The sequence below is a fragment of the Actinotalea sp. JY-7876 genome (assembly GCF_014042015.1).
Lineage (GTDB): Bacteria > Actinomycetota > Actinomycetes > Actinomycetales > Cellulomonadaceae > Actinotalea.
Genome location: NZ_CP059493.1, coordinates 1047339 through 1060661, shown reverse-complemented (window position 1 = coordinate 1060661; position 13323 = coordinate 1047339). Strand labels below are relative to the sequence as shown.

10 protein-coding genes are annotated in these 13323 nt (G+C 75.1%); 7 read left to right on the top strand and 3 right to left on the bottom strand.

The genetic code is table 11. The annotated features are described in order from the left end of the window. Positions 1–94 precede the first annotated feature (94 nt). Positions 95–1174 carry a glycosyltransferase family 4 protein gene (locus tag H2O74_RS05015; RefSeq protein ID WP_182113404.1) on the top strand — a complete coding sequence of 360 codons (1080 nt, stop codon included), beginning with the start codon at positions 95–97 and terminating at the stop codon, positions 1172–1174. A 61-nt stretch (positions 1175–1235) separates the two neighbouring features. Continuing rightward, complete coding sequence (rlmC, locus tag H2O74_RS05010; protein WP_182113403.1) at positions 1236–2378, top strand: 23S rRNA (uracil(747)-C(5))-methyltransferase RlmC; 1143 nt, start codon at positions 1236–1238, stop codon at positions 2376–2378. On the opposite strand, the gene H2O74_RS05005 is transcribed toward rlmC, so the two are convergent. Further along, positions 2353–3519 carry an acetylesterase gene (locus tag H2O74_RS05005; protein WP_182113402.1) on the bottom strand — a complete coding sequence of 389 codons (1167 nt, stop codon included), beginning with the start codon at positions 3517–3519 and terminating at the stop codon, positions 2353–2355. The two genes, rlmC and H2O74_RS05005, sit on opposite strands and share 26 nt — an antisense overlap. Beyond that, positions 3512–4879 (bottom strand): ABC transporter substrate-binding protein, encoded by a 1368-nt coding sequence (locus tag H2O74_RS05000; protein WP_255491793.1) that lies wholly within the window; start codon positions 4877–4879, stop codon positions 3512–3514. The genes H2O74_RS05005 and H2O74_RS05000 overlap by 8 nt, the downstream gene beginning before the upstream one ends. Positions 4880–5049: 170 nt before the next feature. On the opposite strand from H2O74_RS05000, the gene H2O74_RS04995 reads away from it, so the two are divergent. The 5 genes from H2O74_RS04995 (at position 5050) to H2O74_RS04975 (ending at position 12167) form a co-directional block, all read left to right on the top strand. Next, entirely contained in the window at positions 5050–5352 is a 303-nt protein-coding gene (locus tag H2O74_RS04995) for a DUF1905 domain-containing protein (RefSeq protein WP_255491792.1), read from the top strand. 34 nt (positions 5353–5386) lie between these two features. Beyond that, on the top strand, positions 5387–6166 hold the full coding sequence (locus H2O74_RS04990) for a class I SAM-dependent methyltransferase (RefSeq protein ID WP_182113399.1): 780 nt from the start codon (positions 5387–5389) through the stop codon (positions 6164–6166). A 178-nt stretch (positions 6167–6344) separates the two neighbouring features. Further along, the gene (locus H2O74_RS04985; protein WP_255491791.1) at positions 6345–9578 is read left to right on the top strand and encodes an NPCBM/NEW2 domain-containing protein; all 3234 of its coding nucleotides are present in this window, start codon (positions 6345–6347) and stop codon (positions 9576–9578) included. Between the two features lie 94 nt (positions 9579–9672). Continuing rightward, on the top strand, positions 9673–10920 hold the full coding sequence (locus H2O74_RS04980; RefSeq protein WP_182113398.1) for an MFS transporter: 1248 nt from the start codon (positions 9673–9675) through the stop codon (positions 10918–10920). A gap of 59 nt (positions 10921–10979) precedes the next feature. Then, positions 10980–12167 (top strand): M20 family metallopeptidase, encoded by a 1188-nt coding sequence (locus H2O74_RS04975; protein ID WP_220458042.1) that lies wholly within the window; start codon positions 10980–10982, stop codon positions 12165–12167. A gap of 4 nt (positions 12168–12171) precedes the next feature. On the opposite strand, the gene H2O74_RS04970 is transcribed toward H2O74_RS04975, so the two are convergent. Continuing rightward, positions 12172–13317, bottom strand: coding sequence for a CorA family divalent cation transporter (locus H2O74_RS04970; RefSeq protein ID WP_182113397.1), 1146 nt, complete (start codon positions 13315–13317; stop codon positions 12172–12174). Positions 13318–13323: the final 6 nt, after the last annotated feature.

Sequence of the window (13323 nt, the reverse complement as noted above, 5' to 3'; positions counted from 1 at the left end):
CGCGCGGGCCTGCCGCGCAGGTCGTAGAGGCCCGGATGAAAGTCATCCGTGGGTAGGACGGCCCCGCCTCCGGGCCCGCCCTAGTGTTCCCAGCGTGACGACACGGAGTGCCTCCCCCGCCCGCATCACCCACTTCTCGGAGTCGGTCTACACCGTGCAGGGGCACGGGGTGCACACCGCCTTCACCGACCTCGTCGCGGCACAGCGGCGCCTCGGGCACGACGTCGTCGTGAACGAGCGCGGGCGCGACGACGTCCTGCACGTCCACACCGTCGGCCCCACCAGCCTGCGCCGCATGCTCGTCCACCGCGGGCTGCGCGTGGTCTCGGCGCACGTCACCCCCGGCTCGCTGCGCGGCAGCCTCAACGGGGTCGGCCTCTACGGCGGCGTCTTCACCGCCTACCTGCGGGCCTTCTACAACCACGCCGACGTCGTCATCGCGGTGAGCGACGGCGCCGCCGCCGAGGTCCGCGACATGGGGGTGCGCACCCCGGTGGTCGTCGTGCCGAACGCCGTGGTGTCCGAGACCTTCCGGCCCACCCCGCAGGGCCGCGCCGACGCCCGCGCCGCGCTCGGCGTCGCCGACGGCGAGTTCGTGGTCCTCGGCGTGGGCCAGCTCCAGCCGCGCAAGGGCATCGAGGAGTTCGTCGAGTGCGCCCGCCGGATGCCCGACGCACGGTTCGTGTGGCTCGGCGACTGCCTCTTCGGCGCCATGTCCGACGGGCGGTCGCGGATGCGCCGGGCGGTGGCCGACGCGCCGGCGAACATGGACTTCCCCGGGCGGAAGTCCCGCGAGGAGGTCGCGCGCTACTGCTGGGCGGCCGACACCTTCCTGTTCCCCTCGCACCACGAGACGTTCGGCATGGCGCCCGTCGAGGCGGCCTTCGCCGGCCTGCCCCTCGTCCTGAGCGACCTGCCGGTGTTCGAGGGCGTCTTCGGCCGCGACCACGACGCCTATCTCTCGGCGGGGTCGGTGGACGGCTACGTGGCCCACCTCACCGCGCTGCGCGACCACCCCGCCCTGCGGCGGGCGGCCGGCAGCCGCGCCGCGGCCGCCGTCACGCGGTACGACGGCGACCACGTCGCCGCCCGGGTCGTGGACCTGTACGGGCACTGGACCGAGCACTCCTCGCGCCGCCCGGTCGCGGCGCGCCAGCTCCAGCCCGTGGGCTGAGCACCCGTCGTCACGCGGCCCCGGTGGAACAGGCGGGCGCGCCGCACGGTTGACTGGGGCGATGCGCTGCGACTACCACGACACCACGCTGTGCCGCTCGTGCACGCTGCTGGACCGGTCGTACGAGGACCAGCTCGCGGGCAAGGAGGCGCACTGCCGCCGGCTGCTCGCCCCCTACGTCGGGACGGGCACGGCGTGGCTGCCGCCCGCGCGCAGCCCGGAGCAGGGCTTCCGCAACAAGGCGAAGATGGTCGTGGGCGCGACCGCTGACGAGCCGACCGTCGGCATCCTCGACGCCGCCGGGCGCGGCGTCGACCTGCGCGAGTGCGGCCTGCACACGGCCGGCATCCGCGCCGCGCTCCCCCACCTCGCGGCGTTCGTCACGCTCGCCGGGCTCGTGCCCTACGACATCGCCGCACGCCGCGGTGAGCTCAAGCACGTCCTGGTGACGGAGTCCCCGGACGGCGAGCTCATGGTGCGCTTCGTGCTGCGCTCGCAGGAGCCGGTCGCGCGCCTGCGCAAGCACCTGCCGGCGCTGCTGTCCGTCGTCCCAGCGCTCCGCGTGGCGTCGGTGAACCTCCAGCCCGAGCACAAGGCCGTGCTCGAGGGCGAGCGGGAGATCCTCCTCACCCCGGAGTCCGCCCTGACGATGCGCCTCGACGTGGCCGGCGGCGGGGTCCCGCTGCACGTGCGACCGCAGAGCTTCTTCCAGACCAACACGCCCGTCGCGGCCGCCGTCTACGGGCAGGCGCGCGCGTGGGTGACCGAGCTCGACCCGCGGACGATGTGGGACCTGTACTGCGGCGTCGGCGGGTTCGCCCTGCACTGCGCGGACGGCACGCGCGACGTCGTCGGCATCGAGACCAGCGTCGAGGCGGTCGCCAGCGCGCGGCTGAGCCGGGACGAGGCCGGCCTGGCGGGGGTCCGGTTCGAGGCGGGCGACGCGACGGCGTTCGCCCTGTCCGCGCGCGACGTACCGGACCTCGTGGTGGTCAACCCGCCGCGGCGCGGGGTGGGGCCGGACCTCGCGGGCTGGCTCGAGGCCTCAGGGGTGGCGCACGTCCTGTACTCGAGCTGCAACGCGGTGACGCTCGCCAAGGACCTGGAGGCGATGCCGTCCCTGCGCCCGCAGCGCGTCCGCCTGCTCGACATGTTCCCGCAGACGTCGCACTACGAGGTCATGACCCTCCTGGCCCGTCGCTGAGGCCGGCCGTGCCGAGGCTGGTCTCGAGGAAGTCGGCCGCGCGGTCCTGCGCCTCCGCGGTGAACGCGTGCGGGCCCGGGAGCACCGCCTCGTCGTAGCGGCCCGGGGCCCCCGTGAACCGCGTGCGGAGCTCGTCGTGGGCGGCGCGGACGCCGTCGGGCGGGAAGAGGGCGTCGTCGGCGAAGGACAGCACGAGCAGGTCGTGCGCGAGACGCCCGGCCGCCAGGTCCGGCAGGCCGTACCGGCCCAGCAGGCCGGGCGTGGTCAGCAGCCACGAGTGGGCGTCCGCGTACGCGGGCAGCAGCGCCTGCGTCGTCGTCATCATGGCCACGACGACGGCCGCCCTCAGGTCCGGGTCGAGGGAGGCGAGCGCCGCGGCGCGCCCGCCGCCACCGGAGAACCCGACGGCGCCCGTGCGCGCCGGGTCGAGCCCGGGCAGGGCGCGGAGGACCGCGAGCGCCACGAGGTCGTCGTGCGCGACCACGCCCGCGAACGAGGTCCCGAGGGTCCCCGCGGTCTTGGCCACGACGTGCTCGTGCGCCGCCGCCGCGGCGTCGTAGCGCTGCTCGTCGTCCGGGACGACGCCGTCGGCCGCCCAGGCCAGCTCGGCGCCCCGCACCGGGCCGCGCAGGCTCACGGGCAGCGGGTCCAGGTCGAAGCGGCGCGACCCCCACGCGAAGGTGTCGTGCGCGAGCACGACGGCACCGCGGCGGGCGAGGTCCTGCGCGAGCGCGCGGCCGTCGTACAGGTCCCGGCGCAGCCGCTCGGCCGCCGCCGAGGGTGTCGGGGTGCGCACGAGGCGCTCCGCTCCGATCGCCTTGACGCCCGCGTGGCAGTGGAGCACCAGCACACCCGGGCGGGGCGCGTCGGACGCGTCCTGCGGCCGCACGACCCACGCCGCCGTCGGCGGGCCGAAGCCGACCCACCACTCGACGCGCTCCGTCGTGACGCCGTCCGCCGTCCACGAGTCGACGACCCGCGGCCGGGGGGTGGCGCGCGGCGCGGGCACGCCGAGCGCCGCCGCGACGTCGCCGCCGAGCGGCGCCGCCCCGCGCTGCCAGGCGGGCCAGTCCTCGTACCCGCCGAGCGCGCTCGGGCGCCCGGCGGGTGCGGGCGGCTCGGGGCGCGGCCCGTCAGCCACCGACGACGTTCTCGACCTCGGCGACGAACTGCTCGGCGGCCTGCTGCGGGGTCAGCCGCTCGAACAGCACCTCGTCGTTCAGCCGGCCGAGGATCGCCGCGATCTCCCCGGCGCCCTGGGGCGGCACCGGCGGGCTGTCGACGATCTCGTCCTCCAGGTCCGCGACGAAGTCGGCCGACTGCTTGTCCGCCGCGGGGAGCTCGGCCACGACCCGCTCGCGCGTCTCGAGGTTCACCGGCATGCCGAGGTCGGCCATGATGATGTCACCCGCGGCCTCGCTGTTGAGCATGAAGTCGATGAACATCGCGGCCTCCTCCGGGTGCTCCGAGGTGGCGGACATCGACGCGTACAGGGCGGGCTTGTAGTACATCCCGGTGCGCTCGCCGTCGGACTCCCCCGGCCAGCGCAGGAGCTCCAGCTCGTGGCCCGCGGCCCCGGAGATCGCCGTCAGCTGGTTGGTCCACTCGGCCATCATCGCGCCGGTGTTGGTGCCGACGAGGGACTGCTCCGGGCCCATGTTCATCATCTCGGACGTCGTGGACGCCGGCGGCTGGCCGCCGGACTCCTGCAGGTCCAGCGACATCTGCCACCACTGCGTCAGGGTGTCCTCCGAGATGCCGAGCTCGCCGTCCTCCGTGAACAGCTGCTCGCCGTGCTGGCGCGCGAAGACGTTCAGGCCGGCGTCGTTCGTGCCCCAGTCCTGCTTGCCCCACACGCCGTCGGGCGCCTTCTGCCCGACCTCCGTCGCGATCTCGTGGAACTCCTCCCAGGTCCACGTCGTGTCGTCGGGCATCTCGACGCCCGCGTCGGCGAAGACCTGGGGGTTGGCGACGATCGAGAAGACGTTGAGCCCGGTCGGGATGGCGTACAGGCCGTCGTCGACCTCGCCCGTGGCCAGGAGCGCCTCGTCCATGCCGGAGGTCTCGATGTCGTGCTGGGACAGGTCGGCCAGCACCCCGCGGTCCACGTACTCGCGCAGGTACCGCTGCTCCTGCATGAGCACGTCCGGCGTGTCCCCCGCCGCCACCGTGGTGGCGAGCTTGTCCCAGTACCCGCCCCAGTCGGTGAACTCGGGGACGATCGTGATGTCCGGGTGCTCGGCCATGAAGGCGTCGGCGACCTCCTGGTACATCTGGTGGTAGTGGTCCGAGCCCCACCACGCGAAGCGCAGGGTGACGTCGCCACCCTCGTCGCCTCCGCCGCCTCCTGCGGTCTCGCCCGCGCCGGCGTCACCCTGGCCGCAGCCGGCGAGCAGGAGGGCGCCGACGGCGAGGCCGGCGCCGAGGCGGGCGGTCCGGTGACGGCGCGCGGGCCGGGAGGCGGGTCGTGTGCTTCGGGTCGCGGTGCTCAGAGGGTGCACGGGTGCTCCAGGAGTCTCGCCCGGGCGGCGACGCTGCCGGCGCCCGCGAGGGGCGCGTCCGGGACGGCGGGATGTGCGAGGCATGTGCTGGTCGCGCTGGAATGCGCTTTCCATGGTCACCCCCCGTGCCGGGGCTGTCAACCGCATGCGAGGCACGGCAGGCTGGACCGGTGGTCTTCGACTTCGACGCCGAGCTGTGGGTGTGGCAGGCGCGCCGCACCGACACGTGGACCTTCGTGAGCCTGCCGACCGACGTCGCCGACGAGGTGCTCGACGTCGCGGGCGGCGTCGCCCGCGGGTTCGGCTCGCTGCGCGTCGAGGTGCGTCTCGGGGACTCCCGGTGGCGGACCTCGATCTTCCCCGACGGCACCGCGAAGACCTACGTGCTGCCGATCAAGAAGGCCGTGCGGCACGCCGAGGGGGTCGAGGCGGGCGACGTCGTCCGGGTCGCCATCACGCTGCTCGACGTGTGACCCGGGCCGTCCCACCCGCGCGGTACCGTGCCGGATGCACACCCCGAACCGCGGCAGGAAGCTCGGCTGGCGGGCGGCGTACGAGCTGCTCGGCGCGCAGGTGCGCCGGCCCGAGTGGGCCTTCATGAACTACGGCTACGCCGCGCCGGACGGGACGGAGCCCCTGGTCCTGGACCCGCCCGACGAACCGGACCGGCTGTGCATCGCGCTCTACGAGCGCGCGCTCGACGGCACGCCGCTGACCGGCCGCGACGTCCTGGAGGTCGGCTCCGGCCGCGGCGGCGGGAGCGCCTGGATCGCCCGCCGGCACCGCCCGCGGCGCACCGTCGGGCTCGACTTCTCCGCGTCCGCGGTCGCGCTGTCCCGACGGCACCGTCGGGCAGCGGGGCTCTCGTTCGTGCGGGGCGACGCCCAGGCCATGCCGTTCCCGGACGCGTCGTTCGACGTCGTCGTGAACGTCGAGTCCTCGCACTGCTACCCGGACCCGTCGGGGTTCGTGCGCGAGGTGCGGCGCGTGCTGCGGCCCGGCGGCACGTTCTGCTTCGCCGACTTCCGTCCCGCCGACGCCGTGCCGGCCCTGCTCGCCGACCTGTCCGCGGACGGTCTGCGCCTCGTCGCCCACCACGACATCACGCCGCAGGTCGTCGCGGCCCTGCGCGCCGACGACACCCGCAAGGCGGCGCTCATCAGCAGCTGGCTGCCGAGGCCGGTGCACCCGCTCATGCGGCGTTTCGCGGCGCTCGAGGGCTCGCCCGGGTTCGACGCCTTCGCGTCGGGGCGGACGTCGTACGTGGTCGCCCGGCTCGACGGTTGAACGATCAAGGGTTGACAGCGTCCGTTCTTGTGCGAAAGTGAGCCTGTCCCCGCGATTGCTGATCGTCCTTGTTCGATCCTGTGGGTCGACTTCGGCCGCGACGTCGTCGCGGCCGCTCGCGGGGGGACGGCGGGGCACCGGCGCTCCGCCGCGCAGACCGGTCAAAGGAGACCACCGCATGCGATCACGCCGTCGACGGCTCGGAGCGCTCACCCTCACCCCCCTGCTGGCCCTCGCCATGGCCGCGGGGGCCCTCACGGCCCCGGCCGCCGCGTCGCCACCGGGTGGTCACGACCCCGGCCAGGGGGCGGCACAGTCCTCGGCGCAGGCGTCGGAGCAGGGACGGTGGCAGGGCGGCGGCCCCGGGAGCGCCCGTGAGCGCAGCTGGCCGACGCCCGGGCTCGGCCTCCTGCGAGGGACGCTCACGCTGGACGGCGCGGGTCAGCTCGCGCTGACCGTGACGCAGGGCTGGTCGACGGTCGTCACGGCGCAGACCCTCGGCCTGGTGACGGCCGACGCCGACCTCACGCGCGACCTGCGCTTCGTCGACCGGGACGTCCGCCTCGTCCACGACCGCTACTCCATGACCACGGGCAAGCGGCTGGACCGCGTGCACCTCGCGATCGAGTCCACCTTCACCTTCCGCGGTGCGACCGGCGCCCTCGTGCAGGTCGTCGTCCGCGTGGCGCCCGACGGCGTCGCGTACCGCTACGTGCTGCCCGACGACGCCGCCCACACCGTGAGCTCCGAGAGCGGCCGCTGGACCTTCCCCCGGGACGGGGCCGTGTGGAACCAGGACGGCTACGCCGTCAACTACGAGGCGGACTGGGCGGAGCGGACCCTCAGCGGCAACCTCGCGGGGGACATCGGCTTCCCCGTCCTCGCCGAGACCGCAGGCCGCTACGCCCTGCTGACGGAGGCCGACGTCGACGGGCGCTACTCGGGCTCCCACCTCACGCACGAGGCCGGCTCGCTCAGCTACGGGCTCGAGCTCTTCGAGTCCACCCCCGTGACGCACGACGGCCCCCTCGCGACGCCGTGGCGCGTCGCGATCGTGGGCGACCTCGCGACCGTCGTCGAGTCGACGCTGGTCGACGACCTCGCGCCGCCGAGCCGCCTCGCCGACACCGACACGTCGTGGATCCGGCCGGGCGTCTCGAGCTGGTCGTGGATGACCGACTGGGGCAGCCCGCGCGACGAGGCGCGCCAGCGGGACTTCGTCGACCTCTCGGCGCGCAACGGCTGGGAGTACGTGCTGCTCGACGAGGGCTGGAGCGCGGAGTGGGTGCCGCGGACGACCCGGTACGCCAACGCCCGTGGCGTCGACACGATCGTCTGGTTCCACAGCCGTGACCTGCAGACCCAGGAGCAGCGTGACCACTGGCTCCCCCTCCTGCGCGAGTGGGGCGTCGCCGGGCTCAAGATCGACTTCATGGACACGGACTCCCAGGAGATCCACCAGTGGTACGACGCGGTCCTCGCGGACACCGCGCGTCACCAGCTGATGGTCAACTTCCACGGGTCCACGCTGCCGCACGGGCTGCAGCGCACGTGGCCGCACCTCATGAGCTACGAGGCCGTGCGCGGGGCGGAGAACGGGATCTCGCCGAGCCGCTCGCTCACCGTGCCGTTCGCGCGGGGCGTCCTCGGCTCGATGGACTGGACGCCGGTGACGTTCTCGCGGGGCAGCGGCGCGTCGTCCAAGGCCCACGAGCTCGCGATGGCCGTGGTGTACGAGTCGGGCTGGCAGCACATGTCCGACAAGCCCGAGGCGTACGCGGCCGAGCCGGTCGCCGAGGGGCTGCTGCAGAACCTGCCCACCACGTGGGACCGCACGGAGCTGCTCTCGGGCGACCCGGGCGGCCACGTCGTGCAGGCGCGCCGCAGCGGCGACACGTGGTTCGTCGGCGGCATGCGCGCCGGCAGCGGTCCGGCGCTGGACGTGCCGCTGCGCTTCCTCGGCGCGGGTCGATGGCTCGTCCACACGATCACCGACGCCCCCGGAGCCGACGGGGCACCGGACGGCAGCGTGCTGGCCACCCAGGTCACGACGCGACGGGCGCACGAGACGCTGCGCCTGCCGACGGCGACCAACGGCGGCTTCGTCGTGGTGGCGTGCCCCGCCCAGGGCCGGACCACCTGCTTCACGCCGGTCGAGCCGACCGCGACGCTCGACGTCACGGCCGACCCGGACGTCGCCGAGCTCGAGGTCGGGGACACGCTCGAGGTCACCGCCCGCGCGGTCGTGACGTCGGGCGACGGCACGGACGTGTCGTTCGGCCCGCGGCTGCCCGCCGGCTGGACCATGACCGGCGCCGCCGTCGAGCGTGACCGGCTCGCCACCGGCGACGTGCTCGAGGGGACCTGGACGCTGACGGTCGGGCCCGACGCGGTGCGCGGCGACCTGGAGGTCGCCGTCGGCGCGGCGTTCACGTCCGGCGGGCGCGAGGTCTTCGCGGCCGACGGGATCGAGGTCTTCGTCGCACCGGACGCACCGGACGGGCAGGCGTGGGTCTCGGACCTGCCCTGGCTCGAGGACACCGCGGGGTGGGCCAGCAACCGGCGCGACCTGTCCAACTCCGGCGGACCCCTGTCCGTGCGGGGCGAGGTCTTCGCCAAGGGCGTCGGCACGCACGCCCCGAGCGCCGTGACGGTCTGGGCCGGTGGTCGGTGCACCGCGTTCCGCGCGGTGGTCGGGACGGACGATGGCGCCGGCACGCCGGCGGAGAGCTCGGTGTCGTTCCAGGTGCTGGGCGACGGGCGGCTGCTCGCCGAGACCCCGGTGCTGCGGGCGACGTCGGAGCCCGTCGAGCTCGTGGTCGACGTCGCCGGGGTCGACCGGCTCACGCTGCGCACGACCGACGGCGGCGACGGCAAGAACAACGACCACGCCGACTGGGGCGACGCGAGCGTGTGGTGCGGCGACGCGCAGGGCCCGACGCCGCCCACGGAGCCGGCCGGGCTGACCGGGTCGCCGTACGTCAGCGACCTCGAGTGGACGGGCGAGGCCAACGGGTACGGACCGGTCGAGCGCGACCAGTCCAACGGCGAGGCCGCACGCGGCGACGGCAACCCGCTGACCATCGCCGGTCAGGTCTTCGACAAGGGCGTCGGCATGCACGCGACCGGACAGCTCACGACCTGGCTCGGCCGCACCTGCACGACGTTCGAGGCGGTCGTCGGCATCGACGACGAGGTCACGCAGGAAGGCTCGGTGAGCTTCCAGGTGCTCGGGGACGGGATGCTGCTCGCGGACACGGGCGTCGTCACGTCCGCGTCGGGCGGCGTGCCGCTCTCGGTCGACGTGACGGGCGTCCGGAGCCTGACCTTGATCGCCCACGAGGCCACGAACGGCAAGAACTTCGACCACGCCGACTGGGGTGGGGCGCAGCTGGTCTGCGCCGCGGCCTGAGGGCGCGGGCGGCAGGGTGCCTCGGCTCCCTGCCGCCCGACGGGGTCACCGGACCACCCGCCGCCCGCGGCGCCCGGCGCCCTACGCTGACCGGATGTTCAGGGCGCGTCGGCAGGGTCTCGGGCCGGCGTTCACCAACCTGTTCACGGCGAACCTCAGCTCGAGCCTCGGGGACGGCATCAGCCGCGTCGCAGCCCCGCTGCTCGCGGCGCGGCTGACGGACGACCCGCTCCTGGTCGCGGGCGTCACGGTCGCGGCCATGCTGCCGTGGCTGCTGCTGGCCATCCCCGCCGGCGTCCTCGTCGACCGGGTCGACCGCCGGCACGCGCTCGGGTTCGCGAACGGCGCCCGGACCGCGGCGGCCCTCGCGCTCGTCCTCCTCGTCGCGACCGGGACCCTGACGATCTGGTGGCTGCTCGCCGTCGTCTTCGTCTACGGCGCGCTGGAGACCGTCTACGACGGCGCGGTGCGCGCCGTCGTCCCGAGCCTCGTCGGGCGGACGGACCTGCACCGGGCGAACTCCCGGATCGAGGCGGGCGAGCTCGTCGTGCAGAACTTTGCCGCCGCACCGCTGACGTCGTGGCTCTTCGCGGCCGCCGTCGTGGCCCCGCTGGGCCTCGGCGCGGCGGTCTTCGCTCTCGCCGCCGTGCTCGCGTTCCTGCTGCCCGCCGCGGCGGCGGGCACGCACCGCGCCTCGACGAGCGAGCCGGCCGTCCGCTGGTACCGCCAGCTCGTGGACGGCTACCGGTTCATCCGGGGGAATCGGATGCTCCTGACCCTGTGGCTGCTCAGCACCGCCACGGGCCTGTGCTTCGCCGCCGCGACGGCGACCTGGGTGGTGTTCGTGCTCGACCGCCTCGCGGTGCCGGAGGCCTGGTTCGGGTCCGTCCTGCTGGCCGGCGCGGTCGGCGGCATCCTCGGGACCCTCGTCGTCGGGCGGCTGGCCACAGCCTTCGGGACCGGCCCGGTCATGGCGGTGGCCAACCTCGTGGCGAGCGCCGCCCTGATCGGCGTGGGCGCGGTGCCCACCCTCTGGGTCGGCGTCGCCGGTTTCGCCCTCACGTCCGCGGCCATCACGGTGTGGAACGTGCTCGTCGTCTCGCTGCGGCAGAGCCTCGTCCCGAGCGCCCTGCTGGGGCGGGTGCACGGGACCTGGCGCACGCTGCTGTGGGGCACGACGCCGGTCGGCGCCCTGCTCGGCGGCCTGCTGGCGCGCGTCGACCTCGCACTGCCGCTCCTCGTGGGCGGGGTGGTCGCGACGGCGCTCGCGCTGGCGCTCTTCCGGTTCCTCGCGGGCCTGCCCGACCCCGCCGAGGTCGCGCCCGATACGGTCGGGGCGTGACCTCGCCGCTCCCCGGCCCGCAGGGCCCCAGCACCCTTCCCGACGACGCCGCGCAGCGCCTGCTCACGGACGCCCGGGCCCTCGCGCCCGGGCTCGCGTCCCTGCGCCACGACCTGCACCGGGTCCCCGAGATCGGCCTCGACCTGCCGCTCACGCAGCAGCTCGTGCTCGCCGCGCTCGACGGGCTCGGCCTGGAGGTCTCCCTCGGGCGCGGCCTGACGTCCGTGACAGCGGTCCTGCGCGGCGCGCGGCCCGGGCCCGCCGTGCTGCTGCGGGGGGACATGGACGCCCTGCCGGTCACCGAGGACTCGGGCGAGCCCTTCACCAGCACGCACGACGGCGTCATGCACGCGTGCGGCCACGACCTGCACGTCGCAGGCCTGGTGGGCGCCGCTCGCCTGCTGGCCGCGCGCCGGGACGAGCTCGCGGGCGACGTCGTGCTCATGTTCCAGCCGGGCGAGGAGGGTCAGCACGGCGCACGCCTGATGATCGAGGAGGGCGTGCTCGACGCGGCCGGGGACCGCGTCGTCGCCGCGTACGGGGTGCACGTGGTGTCGTCCCTCGAGCGGACCGGCGTCGTCACGGGGCGTCCCGGCACGGCCATGGCCGCGGCGGACCAGATGTACGTCCGGGTGCACGGCCGGGGCGGGCACGGGTCGACGCCGCACCACGCCGCGGACCCGGTCACCGTGGCCGCCGAGATCGTCCTCGCGCTCCAGACCGCCGTCACGCGGCAGTTCGACGCGCACGACCCGGTGGTCGTGACGGTCGGCCGCCTGGCCGCCGGGACGATCGACAACGTCATCCCCGAGACGGCCGAGCTCGACGCGACCGTCCGGACCTTCTCCCCCGAGCACCACGCGGTGATCCCCGAGCGCCTGACCCGGGTGGTCGAGCACGTCGCCGCGGCGCACGGGCTCACGGCCGAGGTGGACTACGTGCGCGGGTACCCCGTGACCGTCAACGACGCCGCCGAGGTCGAGCGCGCCGCGCGCCTCACCGCCGCGATCGTGGGCCAGGGTGCGTGGCGGGAGGCGCCGCGGCCGATCTCGGGCGCCGAGGACTTCTCCTACGTGCTCGAGCAGGTGCCGGGGGCGTTCGTGTTCGTCGGCGCGACGCCGCCCGACCTCGACCCCGCGACCGCGGCGTACAACCACTCGCCCCACGCCCGGTTCGACGACGACGCGCTCCCCGTGTCCGCGGCGCTGCTCGCGGGGCTCGCGCTGGACCGGCTCGCGCAGGGCTGAGCCGTCACGGCCGCGCGGGCGGTCGGCCGTCCTGGGCCTGGGCCTGCGGCGGGTGGGCGCGGGCCTGCGGCGCCGGTCCGCGCCGCCGTCGGCGAATGTGCGCACGCCCCCACCACCAGCCGGACCGCCGGAACCCACCCCAGAGCAGCGCCGCCGACGCGGCCATGACGAGCAGCGCGGCCGCGAACCCGTAGCGCCAGTGCTCCCCCGGGATGAACTCGAAGTTCATGCCGTAGAGCCCGGCGACGAACGTCGGCACGGCGATGATCGCCGCCCACGCGGAGATGCGGCGCATGTCCTCGTTCTGCTGCACCGAGACCCGGGCGAGGTGGACCGAGAGCATGTCGGAGAGCAGTCCGTCGTGCTGGTCCAGGCGCCCGTCGAGCCGGTCGACGGCGGCCTGCGCCCGGGCGAGCCACGCCGTCTCGCGGCTCTCCTCCCCGGTGGACGAGAGCTCCTCGACGAGCTCCGGCAGGGCCCCGGTCAGCGGCATGAGCGCACGACGCGCCTCGGCGATCTCCCGCTTGAGGGCGTAGACGTCCTCCGCGACCCCGTCGCCCGGGTCGGAGGAGAAGACCAGCTTCTCGGTCTCCGTCACGGCGTCGGCGACGTCGTCCTCGACGTCGAACGCGGCCGCCACGACGGCGCGGAGCACCCCCGCGAGGACGGCGTGGACGGCGTGGTGCGCGCGGGAGCCGTCGGCCACCAGACCGGTCGCCGCGGCGGCGACGGCCCCGGCGTCACCCTCCTCGAGCATGACCACCGTCCCCCCGCTCAGGAGCCCGGTGACCCAGCCGGTGCGCACGTCGCGGTCCTGCGCGACGAAGGAGACGGTCGGGAGCGTGAGCACGACGTCGTCCCCGGCGCCGCGCTCGACCCGCACCCGGCGGTGACCGCCGGCCTGGACGTGGCGGCCGACGACGGCCACGGTCCGCGGGTGCACCCCGAGCAGCCCGCACGCCGCCAGCAGCCCGGGGGCGTCCTCGGCCACCACCCACGCGGGCCCGTGGAGGCCGTGGACGCCGTCGCGCAGGTCGCTCGCCCCGCCGTCGCGCCAGGGCCGCCAGCCGTCGGTGCCGTCGACCCAGACCCGTGCCGGGACGGGCGCACCGCCTCCCGGCTCGGACGGGCGCACCGAGGGCAGCGTCATCCCGTC